This window comes from Microcoleus sp. A006_D1, from assembly GCF_036702805.1.
Classification (GTDB): domain Bacteria; phylum Cyanobacteriota; class Cyanobacteriia; order Cyanobacteriales; family Microcoleaceae; genus Microcoleus.
The window spans coordinates 363,236-382,556 of sequence record NZ_JAUBVZ010000003.1 but is presented as its reverse complement, the minus strand read 5'-3'; the positions used below and the strand labels follow the sequence as shown (position 1 = coordinate 382,556).

Below are 19,321 nucleotides of genomic sequence, written 5' to 3'. Positions count from 1 at the left end.
ATTAATCAGCAGTTCTTAGTCAGCAGTCATTGGTCAGCAGTCATGAGTCGCTGCTGTAGACTAATGTCTGGAGACTGATTAGTAATTACTCGACAATAGCAAAAAAAAACTAATCGCTACTTTATTTCCTAGTGTACAATTTACAGCCGTGCGTTTTCTAGAAATTAAACAGATCACCGCCGAACACCTCAACAGTGTAGTAGAGATCGATCGCCTCTGTTTTGGCGGACTTTGGACGATCGAAGGCTACAGACGCGAGTTAGGCAGTCCTAACAGCGATTTACTGGGTTTGTGGGCATCCGAAACCGGTGCAGGCGAATCAGAAATATTAGACAGCGAACTTGAGTCTTTTGATATTTTCACCCCTCAAAACGGCGCGGGTACGGGGGCACCGCCCCTACAGACAACCCAAACGCTCATCGGTTTGGGCTGTCTGTGGGCAATTTTAGAAGAAGCTCATATTACAATTTTGGCGATCGATCCGCGCTTTCAAGGTCGGGGTTTGGGACAAGCTCTGCTTTGGGCTTTGCTCAAATCGGCAAACCGCCGACAGTTAGAACGAGCAACTTTAGAGGTGCGAGCCTCTAATTCGATCGCAGTTTCTCTGTACAAAAAATTTGGCTTTCAGGAGGCAGGACGGCGGAAGCGATACTACGCAGATACAGGAGAAGATGCTGTTATTATGTGGCGCAGCGGCATTGAAAAACCCGAATTTCAGCAGTATTTGGCGATCGAGAAACAGCAAATTTGCGATCGGCTCATCCAAAAAAACTGAAAAAGGGCGATCGATAATTTTGAGTTTTGAGCAGCCTACTTTGGGCATTCCAGTTATGCTAAGAATTGAATTTACTGACACTGAAATCAAATCTCTGCCTGCCCGGCCATACTTACCGCTTTGCTCCGCGCTTCTATAATTTGACCTATCTCGCGCCCCAAGCTTGGTTGACGTTCAATCATCGTATTTACAGCATCAGAATAGACGACAAGAACTTGCAAATCGTCAACGGCGGCGATTGATACCGGACTCGGTTCCCCAGTAAACAGTGCCATCTCGCCAAAAAACTCACCACTCAAGATAGTCATTACCTCCAACTCCACGCCCAACTTGTTTGTGACTGTTACCTTAACCTGACCCGCAATGATAATGTACAAAGCATTACCAGGATCGCCCTGCCGAATGACCTTCTCTCCCGCACCAAACTTCTGTAAAATAGTTCCCTTAGCTAAGTCATCCAAATTTTTCGGCTCGCGAGCTAAAGGCATAAATCCGGGAATGGAGTGCAGGCTTTGGGCTAACTTACTTGAAGCGCTATCTGCCTTTGCAGCAGCTTCCACAGGATACGAGTATCGGTAGTGATATAGCGTCAGGTTGTTTCGCTGCGCTGCGTACCAGACTCGCGTCATAAATCGATCGAGTATCTGCTCCACATCCTCAAAGTTTTCGATAAAGAACTCCACCTCATAAATAATTGCAGTCTCATCATAGGATGTGGTTTTGATCTCTGGTTCGGGTTCGGCTAATATTCCCTGTGTAGCCAAAGCCGTACTTAGTAGTACCTGCTTCACGAGGTTAGGGGGGGTATCGTAGGAAAAGCCAATATTGAGGCGTTGATTATAAATGCGTTCTGGTTGGCTGTAATTACGGATTATTTCTTTTCCAATGAACTGATGAGGAACAATAATCACTTGGCGTTCGAGAGTTAGCAGGCGAACAGAGCGCCAATTGATATCAATTACCTGACCTTCCATATCTCCAATACGCAACCAATCACCCACACTGAAGGGGCGTTCGAGAAGCAGCGCAATGCCAGACATGACGCTACCCAATGTGTCCTGAAGCGCCAAACCGATCACGATCGAGCTAACGCCTAATCCGGTAGCAAGACCCGCCAAATCTGCACCCCACACTGCCGCCAGCACGATCGCGCTTCCTACAAGCACCAAAAACAACTTAGAAAGATCGATCAGCAGTTTGGGCATCCGTGCCCGCCATGTATTTCCCTCAGCTTCCTCAAACAAAATCACATTAAGCAGCGAGAGAGAGGCGTAGATAACAGATATCCAGAACAGCGTTGCAACCAGCTTGGGAAAATTCCCGTTAACGTCAAGCTTCAGGACATTCCTGATTAAAAGCATCAGCATTAAGACGGGCAGGACGAGGTTTTTTACAACCCGCAGCGTAGCCGCCAGCGGTCTACCGCGCCTTTGTAGATGATAAATAACCTCTCCTAGTAAAACTACCAGGAGTGGGAACCCTAATCCGACAATTACCGCCCAGGTCTGCCAGTCGTTTGAAAAGCTTAAATTACTCATAGACTTGCTCCGATTCAACATTTACCGCAAGCTTAGAGCTTTTGATTTGCCAAGCCACAAGCTTTTCTTTTCCAGGTTCTTGAATTTCACCAACCAGCTCAAAATCGTAGAGATCGTGCAGGCGATCGCAGATATCTTGAGACAAGAAGATTGCGCCCGGGGGACAAGCCGACTTCAACCGATTGGCAATATTTACAGTATCGCCCCAAACGTCGTAGAGCAATTTATTTTTGCCAATGACACCTGCAACCACATCTCCTGAATTGATACCGATTTCCACCTCTAGCTGCAAGCCTTTTTCATAATTAAATCGGCGGATAAACGCCAGCATTTCCAAAGCAAAATCTACCGTGCGTTTGTCATGATCCAAACGCGGCACACTCAGCCCGCATACAGCCATGTAACCGTCACCAATAGTTTTAATCTTCTCCAAACCGTATTTTTCTGTCATTTCATCGAAGGCTGTTACCAGTTCATTAAGCAGACCAACAACTTCGGGAGCCGACATGGTTTGAGAAAGCTTAGTAAATCGGTGGAGGTCGGAAAACAAAACCGAGACATTAGAAATCTGATCGGCAATTTGTCTCTCTCCATCTTTGAGACGTTTGGCTATTGCGGGACTAAATACATTTAAGACTAATGCTTCATTTTCGCGATTTTCCCGATCGATTAGTTGAGTTTCGGCACGAAGGCTGCCTATCGTTTGGTTAAATGACTTAGCTAACTCTCCAAATTCATCTTGCGAACCAGATGTGACTGCGGCATCAAAATCCCCAGCCCCCACCTTGCGGGCGCTAGCGGTTAACGTCTTGATGGGTTTGACAAAGATTGAGGTCAGCCACATAGCAACAAGCGTGATTAGCGCGATGATTAAAGTAGCCCCAATCAAAACTGTTTTTTCAAACGAGTGAATTGAGGCATAGGCTTCAGAAACATCCATCTCCGCCAATATCACCCACTTTAAGCCATCAATATCTAGTGGAGCATAAGAACTCAAAACTGGAATATTACGATAATCGTCGATCACCTGCGTGCCCTGTTTCCCAAACAACGCTTCCTTGACTCCTGTTGTTTTCACTTCCTGTAGGAGGATTGTAGTCTTGAACTCTTTGATTTTCTTGATGGTCTTTTCATCAGTACCGATCGAGGCTAGAGTTTTTGCATGACCTTCTGGGTCTTCAATCTGGAAACGAGACGCAGAGCGCATTAAATAATCCGACCCCACCAAATAAGTTTCTCCTGAATCACCCAGACCACTTTGTTTCCAATTTTTGTTGCCAGTCATCACATTGTTAATTTTGTCAACGGGAAGCTGGAATGCCAAAGTACCAATGAATTGGGAGCCGTTAAAGATTGGGGCAGCGATAAAAGCCGCAGGCGCACCGTAGGAAGGGCTGTAGGGCTTAAAATCTACTATTTTCACATACCCAGTTCCCTTAGCCTGTCGTGCGGCGGCGATCGCCGATGCTAGGTTACTCTCGTTGTAGGGGCCGTCGATCAAGTTTGTGGTAAAGTCGGCCTCTTTAAAAACCGTGTAGACAACAGTTCCTTGGGGATCGATCAAAAACATATCGTAGTAACCATATTTTTCAACTATATTGCGAAAAATAGGGTGGTAGCGGGCGTGAACGCGGCTGTAAGCGCTGGCGTCGCCAGGATTGTCAAGGAGAAGTTTCTTACCAACGGGGTTGGGGTTAGCAGCGATGTAGTGGTACTGTAGGTAACGAGCCGCGGCTGTTTTTGGCGTATAGGATGCCAGAACAGGCGAACCCTCGTTAGTTCGCGTTAGTTTGGGTATAAATTGTGTCTGGTAGTAATTATCAATTTTTGCGTCAAAATCCGCTGGTACTGTTGATGCTTCCAGTTGGCCATAGGCTGTCTTGAACTCCTGCATGGCATCGACAACTGTCAAATCTTCGCTTAGGGTTTCGCTATGATTATGAATAGTTTCAAAATAATCTTGAATTTGATAAGTTTTGGCAGCCCGAAGGCTGGTTAATTGGTTGAAGACTTTTTCCGTCAAAATAGATCTACCAGCGCTAGAGCATATAAAGGTGCTCGCGAGCATAGCGCAAAGGCTGACTACCAGCAACATGACTATGAGTTTTGTTTTTATACTTAAGTGATTAAGTAATTGCATAGGAATTTTTCCTGATATTCTTTGCTTTATTTTTATGATTATACATCTTCATAAATTCAACTCTTATTACTAAAATTTATCTGAATGACATTTGAGGCGGGAATTACAAGCGATAAACTCTTCTATTCAGAAACTTTTTCCGCAGTCATCCATAGTATAAAGGATATTAAAATCGATGCTATAACAGTGTTGCAGCCCCCAGATTCGGTAAAAAACCCGGTTTGTTTGTCGGAGTGCGTCCAGGACTATAAATCTGTAAATTGCTCCTCTATGGAGCTAGGATATGACAGAATTTTTGTAAATTCTGTCATATCCAAGTTCAACTCCTGGCCACCACTTATGCTCCAACTGGGGATGCAATACCAGAGACGACGTTCAAGTTGGCAACCAACCCATAGGTTGATACATACTCTTCTAATTCTGCTAAATCAACACTGCCATTGCCATCGCTGTCAAGAATGTTGAAAAGATAATCAGTGACGTAGCTTCTGACTTCTTCAGAGCTACGTTCGCCTGTTGTCATATCTTCGATTAGCCCTAACAACTCCATAATCTCAGTTCGATCGAGCGACTTACTTCCATCCGTATCCAATTGCAGGAACAGCTTTTTGATATCTTCTGTTGCTACTCTTGATGAGCGCAGTGTTTCTCTCAGTATGTCATTGCCAAAGGAATTCATGAACAAGATCTGTTCGATGAGTGGTATGCAGAAGAACCCCAGCGCTGCCCAAAAAATTGCATATCTTACGGCTTCGGGATTTGCAGTTGCACTAACTCCGATGAAAAGAGCAGCCCAAAGGAAAAAGTTGGGATTCACCAGCAAGATATAAGCATCCTGAGCTTCTGCCTTGCTTAGCTTGCCTTTTATAAATACTGAGGTTAATACAGCTACTAGGCGCATGGAGACAAAGACTAGGGTAGCAATTGCCAGTTGTTGCAGACAGGCTAGGGAGCGGTTCGGATCGGTTGAAGAAAATAGATCCGAAATGAAGGTTGATGGAGTAAACTGAAAGCCTGTTGCCAAAGCCATGAATGCGACAGCAAGGACTCCGATGAATTTCCAGTTTTTACTGTGGTGGTTTGATTCAACAGGAGATTTGTCGCGCCAAAATTGGGCGATCGCACCCGGTATTGCCAGACCTACAATTAGAATGATGCCGAAAAAGATCAGGCTGTCAACGTTAATGGGTAAATTGGCAACCCTCAATGTAGCAAGAAGCGCCAGTGGAGCAACGATTGATAGCGTTCTTGACAATAAAGCCGAGGGATAAAGATTACCGCCCCAAAGCACGGATAAAACTGGGGAAGTAAGGGCTGGCGGAACCATCCAAAACAGCACCCACAAAACTTTGTACAAATCCGCTTCGTTCTGATACAAAAATCCCGAAAATATTAAGAACAGCCCAACAGCCCATCGCACTGCCATCCACCCGTAAACTAGATACTTCACAGTTGAAGTTACTTTGCGTTTACTGGCGGCAAAGTCAATGTCCAGGTAGGTATAAAATGTTGAAGCGGCAAGACACGCAACAATTATCGATCGAAATAGCTCGGACGGAATTCCTCCTGTAGAGGCAATTACTGCCCTTACCAAGCTTCCCAGCAAGAACGCGGCGGCATAGAGCAAAATCGCCCACATAATTGAAAGATCGTTGATCTCTTTCCGTAGGGCCGCCGTACCACCGGATTCCTTGTCGCGAAACTTGACGAGTTCCACACCGCTGAGAGCTTTACCGTTGGGAAGTTTCAGGTGTTTATAATCTGTCGGTGGCAGACCGCTTAAATAAAGTGCTAGAGGCTCCAATACATATTGGTGGCACACTACTAGAACAGTTTCTCCCCGTTCCAAGTGCGGTACAACTTTGTCTTCGTAGAAACGGGCAGCGCGAGAATAAACTTGTGAAATCTTTTCGCCCGCCGGAGGTGCTTCGTTGTGTGAGTGCAACATTTCCTCGAAACCTTCGTAGCCAAGAGCAAGACGCAGCAGATTTAGGTTGCGGCCTGCAAAAATGCCAAAGGATTTTTCGCTAATTCGGTGGTCGATTTGAACGGGGGTATCGGGCGACTTTAGTGCCTGACTTTCAGCAAGGGCGATTTCACAAGTTTGGCGCGCTCGTCTCATGTGGGAGACATATACTGCGTCAAACTTTGTACCTTTTTTCTTGAGGTCAACACCTGCTTGACGCGCTTGCAATCTACCAAATCCTGTCAGGTCAACATCCAGAACTCCCGCAAAAATGTTGCGTTCATTACTGGTACTTTCACCGTGCCGAATAAAGTAGACACGTCCTAGCTCTTCTGCATTGAATTCTGTTTTTGAAGCGACGGAAGTAGTGGCGGTTACATTCTGGGATGTACCTGGAACTTCGAGCGATTCATTTTCGGTACTTGGTGCCTGCTTATCTAATTTTCTAGTATTCATGATTCAGCTTATAGCAGTTATTGGGTAGATCGGTACACAATCAAACTTAAAAAGGTTGGCAACAAAGGTTTCGGCGTAATCCATCTTTCTGAGAAAGACTATACTACGCTTTAAACATTTAGATTGTATCCTCAAGCTCGATCGCGCCCCTCAAATCAATAACTTTTATCAGAAAACCGTCCTACACTTCGGTAACTACCACTTTTGCAGAGACATAACAGCCCAAAAGATTGTGCTAGAATCCTCAATACATAGTCGTAGGTTGAGCACAAGCCGAGAAGAGCCATCTTCTTGCAGTCTAGGGGAGGTTGTAGGTCAGCCACCATTTGGGTCTTCCCAGTTGAAAGCCATCCTGCAACGTGAGCCTAGAATCTGCAACCGCAGCCGAGTGCGGCAGAGCGGTGGGAGTGTCGCGCTAGAATTAGCATTACGAGGTAACACTCGAACAAAAACGCTCGTCGTGCGAGCGTGACCTCAAAACGGGCACATAGCAGGTGGGAATAAACCATGTTTGAACGCTTCACAGAAAAAGCAATAAAAGTAATCATGTTGGCCCAGGAAGAAGCTCGCCGCCTGGGTCACAACTTCGTAGGGACAGAACAGATCCTCCTGGGTCTGATCGGAGAAGGAACCGGAGTTGCGGCTAAAGTCCTCAAATCAATGGGGGTAAACCTCAAAGATGCTCGGATTGAGGTCGAAAAAATCATCGGGCGCGGTTCGGGCTTCGTAGCAGTCGAAATTCCGTTCACCCCCCGCGCCAAGCGGGTTCTAGAACTGTCCCTCGAAGAAGCTCGCCAACTCGGACACAATTATATAGGCACCGAACACCTGCTGCTGGGTTTGATTCGCGAAGGTGAAGGAGTAGCGGCCAGAGTCCTAGAAAATCTGGGAGTAGACTTGTCGAAAGTCCGCACCCAAGTGATTCGGATGCTGGGAGAAACCGCAGAAGTCGCAGCCACTGGCGGCGGTGCTCGCACCAAAACTCCAACCCTCGATGAATTTGGAGCCAACCTGACTCAAATGGCCGTCGATGGTAAGCTTGACCCCGTAGTCGGTCGGCAAAAAGAAATCGAACGGGTAATCCAAATCCTCGGTCGCCGTACCAAAAATAACCCGGTACTCATCGGCGAACCCGGAGTCGGCAAAACTGCGATCGCCGAAGGCCTGGCCCAGCGCATCGCTAATAACGATATCCCAGATATCCTCGAAGACAAGCGCGTCGTCACCCTCGATATCGGCCTCCTCGTCGCCGGTACGAAATACCGGGGCGAATTTGAAGAGCGCCTCAAAAAAATCATGGACGAAATCCGCACGGCGGGTAACGTGATTTTGGTGATTGACGAAGTGCACACTTTGATCGGTGCAGGTGCGGCTGAAGGTGCGATCGACGCAGCCAACATCCTCAAGCCTGCTCTGGCTAGAGGCGAACTCCAGTGTATCGGTGCTACAACCCTTGATGAGTACCGCAAGCACATCGAGCGCGATGCCGCCCTAGAACGCCGCTTCCAGCCCGTGATGGTCGGCGAACCCACCGTTGATGAGACGATCGAGATTCTCTTCGGTCTGCGGGAACGCTACGAACAGCACCACAAGCTGAAAATCTTGGACACGGCCCTCGAAGCCGCAGCCAAACTCTCTCACCGATACATCTCTGACCGCTTCCTCCCAGACAAAGCAATTGACTTGGTAGATGAAGCTGGTTCGAGAGTTCGCCTGATTAACTCCCAACTGCCCCCCGCAGCTAAGGAACTTGATAAGGAACTCCGCAAAGTCCTGAAGGATAAAGACGAAGCGGTGCGTTCTCAAGACTTTGACAAAGCGGGTGAATTGCGCGATCGAGAAATGACGATCAAAGCCGAAATTCGCGCGATTTCCCAAGCCAAAAAAACCGACTCGGCCCGCACCGGCGAAACCGACCCCTCGCCAGTAGTTACCGAAGAAGACATCGCTCAAATCGTGGCAAGCTGGACGGGCGTCCCAGTTAACAAATTAACTGAATCTGAGTCCGAAAAGCTGCTGCACATGGAAGATACCTTGCACCAGCGTTTGATCGGCCAGGAAGAAGCAGTGAAAGCCGTTTCCCGCGCCATTCGTCGCGCCCGCGTTGGGTTGAAAAATCCCAATCGCCCGATCGCCAGTTTCATCTTCTCCGGGCCCACCGGTGTCGGTAAAACTGAACTTACCAAAGCCTTAGCCGGCTACTTCTTCGGTTCCGAAGACGCGATGATTCGACTGGATATGTCCGAGTACATGGAACGTCACACCGTCTCCAAACTCATCGGTTCTCCTCCCGGCTATGTCGGCTACAACGAAGGCGGACAACTCACAGAAGCAGTCCGTCGCCGTCCTTACACAGTCGTGTTGTTCGACGAAATCGAAAAAGCCCACCCCGATGTCTTCAATATGCTCTTGCAAATATTGGAAGACGGCCGCTTAACAGATGCTAAAGGTCGCACCGTGGACTTCAAAAACACGCTGTTGATTATGACCTCTAACATCGGTTCTAAGGTCATCGAAAAAGGTGGCGGTGGTCTCGGTTTCGAGTTCAGCGACAACCAAGCCGATGCTACTTACAACCGCATTCGTTCCTTGGTTAACGAAGAACTCAAAAACTACTTCCGCCCAGAATTCCTCAACCGACTTGACGAAATTATCGTCTTCCGTCAGTTGAACAAGGAAGAAGTCAAGGAAATCGCCGTCATTATGCTCAAAGAAGTGTTCGGCCGCTTGACAGAACAGGGAATCACGATGGAAGTGACCGAGAAATTCAAGGAACGGCTAGTAGAAGAAGGCTACAACCCCAGCTACGGAGCTCGACCCCTGCGCCGCGCTATCATGCGGTTGTTGGAAGACAGTTTGGCTGAGGAAATTCTTTCTGGCCGCATCAAAGATGGCGACACCGCTGTTGTGGATGTGGACGAAGCCGGAGTTGTGAAGGTGCTGCAAGGTCAAAAGCGGGAATTGCTGCCCCAAGGTGCTGAGTAAGGTTGAGTGGCGTGCGATCGCGAGTAAAGTTGTGAAATAGCTAATCTTGCGATCGCGGACAACTCAAAATCCTCACATAAAAAAGGTAGAGAATTAAAATTCTCTGCCTTTTTTATGAGTTAAAATTAACAGCATCCACTACACTTTTCTAAGTATCTTCATCTCAAAAAAACTCAAACATATCGACTCGGTTTCAGTAGTGGTGGCGCCCCAGTGCCTGCTCGCTTGGGGTTTCCAAATACCCAAACAAAGTTTTACGTTGAATTAGAGCGACCTACTTCCATGCCAATTAGATAATTAGCAGCGACTATATACGGGAGAAATAAATGACATCTGAAAAAAAGAATTTGGGTACAGAAGTAGTAGAAATTCCCGCTGAAACCTGGTGGATGAAAGCCTGGAATTCGCAGCGAGAAAATCTTCAGATAGTGATTATTGCTTTGGGTTTAGCAATAGTGATTCGAGCGTTGGTAGCCGAACCGCGCTTCATACCCTCAGATTCTATGATACCCACTTTGCACGTGGGCGATCGCGTCGTAGTCGAAAAAATATCCTACTACCTCGAACCTCCAAAAACTGGCGATATCGTAGTATTTACCCCGCCGGAACAGTTGCAAGAACAGGGATTTACTCAAGACCAAGCATTCATCAAGCGGGTAATTGGCTTACCGGGTCAAACCGTCGCGGTTAAAAAAGGTTTAGTTTATCTCAACGATAAACCAATCGTCGAAAAATATATTGCTGAACCTCCTAAATATAAGTGGGGGCCTTATGTTGTACCGGCAAATCAATACTTCGTGATGGGAGACAACCGCAATAACAGCAACGACTCCAGCAGGTGGGGATTTTTACCTAAGAAGAATATCATCGGCCGCGCTGTAGTGCGGTTTTGGCCGTTAGAACGCATCGGGCAACTTTGAAGTCAGTTGTCAGTTGTCAGTTGTCAGTTGTCAGTTGTCAGTTGTCAGTTGTCAGTTGTTAGTTGTCAGTTGTCAGGAGGAACAGAGAAGTTCGGTAACGGATGAGTGTAAGGGATTTGACGGATTTAACGGATTTAATGAATGAATGTTGAGGGAATTGGGAATTGGGAATTGGACAATTCCCCAGTCTCCCAGGAGTGCATCTCAGTTTTGCATTTGTAGTGCGAGCACTTGCGAAGCTCGCGAGCAGGGACGCTCCCACTGTCAAAAAATGCTTTTTGCAAAAATGAGATGCTCCCTCTCGCACTCTCCCCCTCTGCTGTACGGAAATTTCTACCAATTCTTGCGCCTTGAGGGGTAGGGACTTCCTCCGGCAAATGATAAAATAGTACGAAAAGCAGCGGGATTTCCCACTTAGATCAAAATCGATTCAATATTAAAAAATTAGGTAGGAAAATTATGGGATTTTTTGATTCAGAAATTGTTCAGCAAGAAGCCAAGCTGTTGTTTGAAGACTATCAATCTCTCGTCCAACTAGGCGGCAATTACGGCAAATTCGATCGCGAAGGCAAGAAGATGTTCATCGCTCAGATGGAATCAATGATGGATCGCTACCGTATTTTCATGAAGCGCTTCGAGCTGTCTGAGGACTTCATGGCTCAGATGACTGTAGAGCAGTTAAAAACACAGCTCAATCAATTTGGGATCACGCCCCAGCAGATGTTTGAGCAAATGAACTCAACGCTGGAGCGGATGAAATCCGAGCTAGAAAAACAATCTTAAGTAGAAGGAAGAAGGAAGAAGGAAGAAGGAAGTTTGGCAACGGATTGTGTAACGGATTTAACGGATGTAAGGAAGAAGGAAGAAGGAAGAGGGAATAAGGAAGAAAAAGAAAGTATTCCCAATGCCCAATGCCCCATGCCCCATGCCCCATGCCCAATAATTAAGGTCGCTCAAAAGATGAAGCAGGTTTGAAATCTTCTACGGGAACGCCCTGCAAAGCTTGGCTCATAAAATCGCGCCAAACAGGGGCAACAATAGTACCGCCAGTAGCACCGTAGCTCATCGGTGTGTAATCGTCGTTGCCTATCCAAACAGCCACTGACAACTGCGGCACGTAACCCACAAACCAGATATCCCGTTCTGAGGAAGTTGTACCAGTTTTCCCAGCAGCCGGCCGCCCGAGTTGGGCCGCCCTTGCCGTTCCGCTGTTAATTACCCCTTGCAGGGCGCTGTTGACAGATGCCGCAGCCCAGGCGTTGAGAACTAATTTGGGTTTGGGCGTATTGTCGAGCAAGACGTTGCCGCTGCTGTCAGTGACTTGCACGATAAACGTGGTGTCAGAATGCCAGCCGTTGTTGGCGAAGGTAGCAAAAGCTCCGGCCATTTCTAAAGGAGTCAAGTCAACTGCGCCCAAGGGCAAAGAAACCACGGGTTCCATTGGACTTCTGATGCCGAGCACCCGGCAAATCTCAATCACTTTATTCAATCCGACTTCTTGGCCGAGCTTGACGGCGGGAATGTTCAGGGATACTTCCAAAGCTCTGCGGATGCTGACTGCGCCGGAGAAGCCGCCGCCGTAGTTTTGAGGGTAGTAGTAGCCGTCGCCGTCGCGGTAGCCGACAGGGGAGTCGTAGACAACTGAATCGGGGCCGTATTTGCCGCTAGCAAAGGCAGCGTAGTAGATGAATGGCTTAAAAGCAGATCCGGGCTGGCGGCGTGCTTGAATGGCGCGGTTGAACTCACTCTTTTGGTAATCGACGCCGCCAACCATTGCTTTGACGAAGTGGGTGCGGGGATCGACGGCTGCTAGGGCAATTTGACCTTGGTCGCGATCGTAAAAAAGTCCTTGGTAGTAAAGCCGATCGTGCCACGCTTTGACGGTTTCTTCAGCTATGCGCTGCATTTTAAGGTCGATCGTGGTTTGAACGCGCATTCCGCCCTTGAGCACGGCATCTCGCCCGAAACGCCGTGTCAGCTCTTGGACTACGGCTTGTGTGACGTAAGGAACTTGGGAGCCGCCAAAAGAGGTAATTTTGCCGAGCTTAATTTTTTGCGATCGGGCAGCAGACTCTTCAGCAGGCGTCACCCATTTGAGATCCTTCATGCGGCCTAAAACGATTTCCTGCCGCTCTTTTGCCAATTTGTAATTGACGAAAGGACTGTATTCTTCGGGGGCGGAAATTAAGCCGGCGAGCATCGCTGCTTCTGCAAGGCTCAAATTATCTGCTGACTTGTTGAAATAGCTTCGGGAAGCTGTCTCTACGCCGTACAAGTTGTGACCTAAGTAGATTTGATTCAGGTACAGTTGCAGAATTTGGTCTTTGTTGAGAATTTGCTCCAAGCGGATAGACATTACCGCTTCAGCTATCTTGCGGCTGAATTTTGACTGGGGAGAGAGAAACAAGTTCTTGACTAACTGCATAGTCATCGTCGAGCCGCCTTCAACAGTTCTACCTTTCTGTATGTTGGCTATGAGAGCTCTGGCGATGCCGCCGGGGTTGATGCCTTTGTGGGTGAAGAAGTTGCTATCTTCGATCGCCATTACGGCCCGTTTCAGGTTCGGGGAGATTTTGTCAAGGGGTACGACATCCCGGTTAGCTTCGTCGTGGATGCTGGCTAGGGGCCTGCCGTTGATGTCGTAAATGTGGGTGGTTTCGGTGGGAGAGTAGGTTTGCAAGATGCGAACATCTGGCAAATTGCGGAAACTGATCGCTAAGCCAACCAGTCCGCCAGCGACTACGGAACTGGCTAGCATTGTCATGCTGAGTATGGTTCCGGCGGTCACTTTGCTGACTGACTGAACAAACTCGAATACGGGGGCTGAGTTTTCCGTGTTGTTGCGGACTGCGTTGGTTGACACGTGGATTTCACTTCCTCACTCGATTTGGGGTTTGAGACTTTTAATTTTAGATGAGAACGATTAAGCCGGTCAGCTCGTAAAAGCTGGTCAGCTTTGGGATTATAGTAGCTTGATAGTTGTGTTTTTATGTGTCAATCAGTGAGTGTAACTAATTCTGCTGCACTTTGGCAAAATATGATGATGGACGATCGCTCCCCTATGATTTCTCCTAACTTTTCAGCGCTTTACCGCGGCATCAGCGAGATTTTCCCCGATCGACCTGATTCTAGCAACCCTGACGAAAATCTGGCCCAATTGCTGGCAAAAGTCGATCGCCCGTTGCGAGTCAAACTGGGAATTGACGCCACAGGGGCGGACATTCACTTAGGACACAGCATTTGCTTCCGCAAGCTCAGGGCTTTTCAGGATGCCGGCCACACGGCGGTACTCGTCATCGGAGATTTTACCGCAAGAATTGGCGATCCGACTGGAAAATCGGAGACGCGCAGCCAGTTGACAGCCGAACAAGTGGCGGAAAATGCCAAAACTTATTTAGACCAACTACGTCCGATTCTAGATTTTGACACGCCCGGACGTTTGGAAATTCGCTATAACTCCGAGTGGTTGTCAAAATTGGACATGGCGAAGATTTTGGAGCTGCTAGGCACGATGACGGTGCAGCAGATGCTCGCTAAAGAGGGATTTGATAACAGGATGCAGCAGGAAAATGCGATTTTCCTGCACGAGTTTCTGTATCCAGTAATGCAGGGTTACGATTCAGTAGTCTTGGAGGCGGATGTGGAGTTGGGCGGAACTGACCAAAAGTTTAATATTGCGGTGGGGAGAGATTTACAGAGGCATTTCGGGATGAAACCGCAGTTTGGCTTGCTGATGCCGATTTTGATCGGGACTGATGGCGTGCAGAAGATGTCGAAGTCCTTGGGCAATTATGTAGCTTTGTCGGAAGATCCGCTGACGATGTATTCTAAGTTGGAGAAAATTGCCGATCGCTCGATCGCCCAGTATTTTGAGCTATTGACAGATTTGCCCCTTGATGAATTGCCAGAAAATCCGCGAGAAAAACAGAAACTTTTGGCTGTGGATGTGGTAAGTCAGTATTTTGGGAAAGCAGCGGGCGATCGGGCACAACAAGATGCAATGGCGTTGGTGAAAGGTGCGGCGGGACAAGCTGATGCTGTGGCGGAGTTTTCTTTGGCAAGCGTGCAGTTTCCAGCTAAGTTGTTTTATATTCTGAGTGCTAGCGGGCTTTGTAAGAGTAGCGGTGATGCGCGGAAGTTGATGCAGGGCGGTGGGGTGAAGTTGGAGGGCGATAAAGTTTCTGATGTTAATCTTACTTTTGAATCTCCTGCTGATTTATGCGGTAAAGTTTTGCAAGTGGGCAAAAATAAGTTTGTCCGCTTAGTGGATTGAGTTAGGATTTGAGTAGGGATTTGTTAACCGCCATTGGTGTCAACAACCAGCCTAGAACCCCTGATAAATATCGCTTTTGTCCGAGGCCAGATCCCCCTAAATCCCCCTTAAGAAGGGGGACTTTGAGTGTTTCCGGTTCCCCAGAAGGGGGACTTTGAGTGTTTCCGGTTCCCCCCTTATTAAGGGGGGTTAGGGGGGATCGAAGGCCTAATCATCAAACAGTAGATCGATACTACGCTTGACGTTAATCTGACACCAATCCGTATGAAGTTCTTACTACGAAAGGTACTATGGTCACAGATAAAATTATTGTTCCTTTAGATGTCCCGAGTCAAGAAAGTGCGATCGCACTTATCGACAAACTCCCCGATGTATCTTTCTGGAAAGTCGGTTTGGAGCTATTTGTGAGTTCGGGCCCGGAAATTATTTCTATTCTGAAAGAGCGGCAAAAACGGATTTTTCTCGATTTGAAATTTCACGATATCCCGAATACTGTGGCTGGTGCTTGTCGTGCTGCTGCTAAGTACAATGTGGATTTATTGACTATCCATTCTACTTGTGGTAAAGATGCTCTGAAAGCGGCACAGTTGGCTTTGGTAGAAGGGGCGGCGGCGGTTGATAAACCGACTCCTAAATTGATTGCAATTACGCTGTTAACGAGTTTGAATTCGCGACAGTTAGCTTTTGAATTGAAAATACCTTTGGAGTTGCCGGAATATGCTTTGCACATGGCTCTTTTGGCTAAGGAAACTGGTTTAGCTGGTGCTGTTTGTTCTCCGCAGGAAGTCGAACAGTTGCGGATGAGTTGCGGGGATGATTTTTTGTTGGTTTGTCCGGGTGTGCGCCCGAAATGGGCAGATGGGGGCGATCAAAAACGCTCGATGACTCCAAAGGCGGCTTTAAAGGCTGGTGCGGATTATCTGGTGATTGGGCGGCCGATTACTGCTTCCGACGATCCGGTGGCGGCTTTTGCACGCATTTGCGAAGAGATTGGATAAACAGAATCGATGAACACAGATCAACTTCCATCCGCGTTAATCTGTGTTTATCTGCTAACATCTGCGGTTGCAAGTCCGACTTTGGCTGCTAATGTTGTGACAAATCACGTGAAGCGAAGCTGTCCCGTAGGGAATCGCAGTATAAACGCAAATCGGTCTGGTTGGTTAGTGCGATCGCCCTGTCCGGCTGATTTGGAAGCTTTAGTCGATCGCCTGTTGCAAGATTTGCCGAGTTATGCTAATCGTGTAATTGTGCGATCGGACTTTGATTTTAACAATTCTAGAGCGATCGGTTACGTGCCCCGTCAAATAATTTTAGCAGGTCGCCCGGAGTTTGAACCGCTACCTTTAAATTTTGAAGATGCACTTCCTGAAAATACCAGTCAAGTTTTTATTACTACTTTGGAACGCCAGTATCGCGGGGGAAAGCGAGTCGAGATTCAGCAATATCACTGGCTGTTTTTAACTAAAACTGATAAGGGCTGGGAATTAGTAAAAATTGTTTCTAGGTTTGGTACGGTGGCGGATGTTCGTCCGTTGTTAGCGCCAGAGGGCGAGAAAAGCGCAATTGCTGAGGCGATTCGTTTGTGGTTGCGAGATTGTCGTGCAAAAGGAGAATTGTAAATGGCGAAGAAGTCCACGCAGGCCCACAGGCAACCCGAAAACCGATGGTTCCATTATTGTCTGTCCGAAGAGAGGAACGAAGCAATCGCAAAGACTAAGATTGCTTCGTTCCTCTCTTCGGACACTTATGGAAGTGGGGGCGGGTTTATGAGATTGTTGGTTTGAGTCAGAGATTTTTGGTGAACCCGCCCCTACAAGTATTGTGGTTTACCGGAGATGATATAAGGTGTAAATCTTGATTATGTTACTGTTTTAAATTCATCCAATTTTGCTTTTACAGTCTGCATATCTTGCCACATAAACCATTTCGGAGTCTCCGGTTCGCGGGAGGGATTTCGCAATAAGTATGATGGGTGAAAAATTGGCATACACAAACGTCCTTCCCATTCAATCCATTGACCTCTGATTTTACTAATTGGTCGCTTGTCACTTAACAAACCTTTCAGGGCTGTGGCACCTGTTAATAAAATGATTTTGGGGTCTAAGATACGAATTTGTTCTAGCAAGTATGGTTTGCAAGCTTCGATTTCTTTGGCTGTGGGAGGGCGGTTGTTGGGAGGGCGACATTTGATGACGTTGGCAATGAATACGTCGGTTTCTGCACTCAATTCCACGGATTCTAAAATCTTATCTAACAGTTTGCCCGATCGCCCGACGAAGGGCAATCCGGTTTCGTCTTCGTTTTGTCCGGGCGCTTCTCCCACAATCAAAATGGAGGCTTGAGGATTGCCGCGCCCGATGACGGCGTGAGTGCGGGTGTTGCCCAATTCGCAGCGGTGACAGCGGTTGCAGTGCTCGCCGATTTGTTCCATATTTTGATAAGTGCCGGGAGGAATGGGAATTTTGGCATTTGCTGGGATTGAGTCGTTTTGGAAAGCGGCACTTTGATTGCTGTCAAAAAGGCTGAGTTGCAAGTCGCTGGACATGAATTTTACAATTAGAGAGATTTTTTTTGAGATTATAGTTTATACCAGTTTTCATTTGAGTGAAGTACAGGTATCGGGTAGGGATACGGCAGTGCCGTGTCCCTACTGTATTTCATGGGATTGAAAACTGCTATATAGTTTAGATTAGAGCAGCAAATCTCCAATTGTTTCGTTGAGCTCGTACAGGCAAAAATATGTTCTCTAACCCGTTTTTTGACGATCGCGCCGATGCAGGCGAAAAACTGGCCGAGGCAGTTGCAGACGAGTTCGGCAAGTTGAATTTAACTGCACAGGAAGCTATTAAACCGATTGTTTATGCCTTGCCGCGCGGGGGTTTGCCCGTTGCTGTGCCCGTGGCGCGCCGCTTGGGCTGTGCTTTGGATGTGGTTGTGGCAAAGAAAATTACTCGCCCAGATAATTTGGAATTGGCGATCGGGGCTGCAACTGCTGATGGCCATGTGATCTGGCAAAAGCAAAATCAGCCAAATTTACGCTTGCAAAAATCAGCACTCCAGCAGGCTCAAAATAGCGCTCAATCTCTGTTGGCGGATTTGGCTTCGGGACAGCCCAATGTCAGCGCGGCTGGGGCTTTGGCGATTTTGGTGGATGATGGGATTGCGACGGGGATGACGGTGGCTGTGGCGGCGAAGGCTTTGCTGTCGCAGCAACCGGCGGCTGTATGGATTTGCGCGCCTGTCGCCCCGCTAGATTTGATGGATTTTTTGGCGGAAATAGCCGATAAGTCGATTATTCTGGAGACTCCTCACCCTTTTTACAGTGTCAGTCGCTTTTACGCGCAGTTTCCGCAGGTGGAGACGGCGGAGGCTTTGTTGTGTTTGCAGCGACAGATTGAATGGCGATCGTGAGTTAAGCTGGAATGCTAAATCCAAAAGCTCGATCGTTAATACATGAGACATTGGGAATATTGGTTGAACACTGTGATTCTGTCGGCTCAGCACAATCCGCCTCGCTTTATTGAGTTGGTGATGTTGAATTTGGCGATGATTTTGCTGGGGCTGTGGAGTGTAACGGCGCAGTGGGCGTATTTGGCGCTGTCTTTGAGTTATATTATTGGTTCGTCTTTTTCAATTTTGGTGCGGGAATCTATCGGCCCGCGGCCTCAATTTGAGTTGACTCATTTGACTGCGTTGTTATTATTAATTATCAGTTTCTATAGTTTTGCTGAATTGATTAGATAGTTGATGTTTTTTGACGAACCGCGAAGACGCAAAGAAATACAGGCGGGACGCCTGTTCCACAATAGAAGACGAGAGAATATCGCAAGTTAACAAATTTTTAGCGATTATTCTACATTATAATAGGATTGATGCAAAATTATGCGATTTCCGGCGGGATCGAAGGCATAAATTTCTAAACCGTGAGAAGCTTTGATGATTTCTCCGGCGGGCGGATATCCTAATGCCCAGATTCGGGCGATCGCAGTTTCGATATTGCTGACTTCTAAACACAAACTCATGCCTGTTTTTTCTCGACTTGCAAATTCCGATTTGTGGGACTCTTTGGGTTTGAATATGCCGAGTCTTAAGCCGGGTAGTTGAAATTCAGCATAGGTATTGGGAATATAGGGGTTTGGTTCTATGTCGAGAAATTTTGTGTAAAATTTAACTAGAACTTCTTTGTCAATGTCTGCTAAAGTCACAAGGGCGGCGCTGTACTGGAAACTCATATAAATTGGTAATGGGAAATTAGTAATGGACAA

Annotated in this window: 15 protein-coding genes; 9 read left to right on the top strand and 6 right to left on the bottom strand. The window is 47.3% G+C overall.

Features of this window, described 5'->3' with window-relative positions; translation table 11 throughout:
- The first annotated feature begins 148 nt into the window (after positions 1 to 148).
- On the top strand, positions 149 to 775 hold the full coding sequence (gene rimI / locus QUB68_RS07320; RefSeq protein ID WP_332990800.1) for a ribosomal protein S18-alanine N-acetyltransferase: 627 nt from the start codon (positions 149 to 151) through the stop codon (positions 773 to 775).
- A gap of 86 nt (positions 776 to 861) precedes the next feature.
- Here the strand turns inward: rimI and QUB68_RS07315 are convergent, their stop codons facing one another.
- The 3 genes from QUB68_RS07315 to QUB68_RS07305 all read right to left on the bottom strand — a co-directional run bounded on the left by QUB68_RS07315 (position 862) and on the right by QUB68_RS07305 (position 6,875).
- Positions 862 to 2,313: a mechanosensitive ion channel family protein gene (locus tag QUB68_RS07315; RefSeq protein WP_332990798.1), complete on the bottom strand. Its 1,452-nt coding sequence runs from the start codon at positions 2,311 to 2,313 to the stop codon at positions 862 to 864.
- Positions 2,306 to 4,453, bottom strand: a complete 2,148-nt coding sequence (locus QUB68_RS07310; RefSeq protein WP_332990796.1) for an adenylate/guanylate cyclase domain-containing protein — start codon at positions 4,451 to 4,453, stop codon at positions 2,306 to 2,308. The genes QUB68_RS07315 and QUB68_RS07310 overlap by 8 nt, the downstream gene beginning before the upstream one ends.
- Before the next feature lie 337 nt (positions 4,454 to 4,790).
- On the bottom strand, positions 4,791 to 6,875 hold the full coding sequence (locus tag QUB68_RS07305; RefSeq protein WP_332990794.1) for a histidine phosphatase family protein: 2,085 nt from the start codon (positions 6,873 to 6,875) through the stop codon (positions 4,791 to 4,793).
- Positions 6,876 to 7,382: 507 nt separating this feature from the next.
- Here QUB68_RS07305 and QUB68_RS07300 point away from each other — a divergent pair.
- The 3 genes from QUB68_RS07300 to QUB68_RS07290 all read left to right on the top strand — a co-directional run bounded on the left by QUB68_RS07300 (position 7,383) and on the right by QUB68_RS07290 (position 11,563).
- Complete coding sequence (locus QUB68_RS07300) at positions 7,383 to 9,860, top strand: ATP-dependent Clp protease ATP-binding subunit (RefSeq protein WP_332990792.1); 2,478 nt, start codon at positions 7,383 to 7,385, stop codon at positions 9,858 to 9,860.
- Between the two features lie 326 nt (positions 9,861 to 10,186).
- Positions 10,187 to 10,780 (top strand): signal peptidase I, encoded by a 594-nt coding sequence (gene lepB, locus QUB68_RS07295; protein ID WP_332990790.1) that lies wholly within the window; start codon positions 10,187 to 10,189, stop codon positions 10,778 to 10,780.
- A gap of 459 nt (positions 10,781 to 11,239) precedes the next feature.
- Complete coding sequence (locus tag QUB68_RS07290) at positions 11,240 to 11,563, top strand: DUF1825 family protein (RefSeq protein WP_332990788.1); 324 nt, start codon at positions 11,240 to 11,242, stop codon at positions 11,561 to 11,563.
- 160 nt (positions 11,564 to 11,723) lie between these two features.
- Here QUB68_RS07290 and QUB68_RS07285 read toward each other — a convergent pair whose 3' ends face one another.
- Positions 11,724 to 13,643, bottom strand: coding sequence for a transglycosylase domain-containing protein (locus QUB68_RS07285; protein WP_332990786.1), 1,920 nt, complete (start codon positions 13,641 to 13,643; stop codon positions 11,724 to 11,726).
- 177 nt (positions 13,644 to 13,820) lie between these two features.
- Here QUB68_RS07285 and tyrS point away from each other — a divergent pair, with 177 nt between their 5' ends.
- The 3 genes from tyrS to QUB68_RS07270 all read left to right on the top strand — a co-directional run bounded on the left by tyrS (position 13,821) and on the right by QUB68_RS07270 (position 16,675).
- Positions 13,821 to 15,053: a tyrosine--tRNA ligase gene (gene tyrS / locus QUB68_RS07280; RefSeq protein WP_332991159.1), complete on the top strand. Its 1,233-nt coding sequence runs from the start codon at positions 13,821 to 13,823 to the stop codon at positions 15,051 to 15,053.
- 290 nt (positions 15,054 to 15,343) lie between these two features.
- The gene (gene pyrF / locus QUB68_RS07275; RefSeq protein WP_332990784.1) at positions 15,344 to 16,051 is read left to right on the top strand and encodes an orotidine-5'-phosphate decarboxylase; all 708 of its coding nucleotides are present in this window, start codon (positions 15,344 to 15,346) and stop codon (positions 16,049 to 16,051) included.
- Positions 16,052 to 16,060: 9 nt separating this feature from the next.
- A complete protein-coding gene (locus QUB68_RS07270; RefSeq protein WP_332990782.1) occupies positions 16,061 to 16,675 on the top strand; it encodes a hypothetical protein in 615 nt (204 codons plus the stop codon).
- Positions 16,676 to 16,914: 239 nt separating this feature from the next.
- Here the strand turns inward: QUB68_RS07270 and QUB68_RS07265 are convergent, their stop codons facing one another.
- The gene (locus tag QUB68_RS07265) at positions 16,915 to 17,601 is read right to left on the bottom strand and encodes a uracil-DNA glycosylase (protein ID WP_332990780.1); all 687 of its coding nucleotides are present in this window, start codon (positions 17,599 to 17,601) and stop codon (positions 16,915 to 16,917) included.
- A 194-nt stretch (positions 17,602 to 17,795) separates the two neighbouring features.
- Between QUB68_RS07265 and QUB68_RS07260 the strand changes: the two genes are divergently transcribed.
- Together QUB68_RS07260 and QUB68_RS07255 are read left to right on the top strand one after the other, a co-directional pair.
- Entirely contained in the window at positions 17,796 to 18,467 is a 672-nt protein-coding gene (locus QUB68_RS07260) for a phosphoribosyltransferase (protein WP_332990778.1), read from the top strand.
- Positions 18,468 to 18,539: 72 nt separating this feature from the next.
- Entirely contained in the window at positions 18,540 to 18,800 is a 261-nt protein-coding gene (locus QUB68_RS07255; RefSeq protein WP_332991157.1) for a hypothetical protein, read from the top strand.
- A gap of 104 nt (positions 18,801 to 18,904) precedes the next feature.
- Here QUB68_RS07255 and QUB68_RS07250 read toward each other — a convergent pair whose 3' ends face one another.
- Complete coding sequence (locus QUB68_RS07250; RefSeq protein WP_332990776.1) at positions 18,905 to 19,288, bottom strand: VOC family protein; 384 nt, start codon at positions 19,286 to 19,288, stop codon at positions 18,905 to 18,907.
- Positions 19,289 to 19,321: the final 33 nt, after the last annotated feature.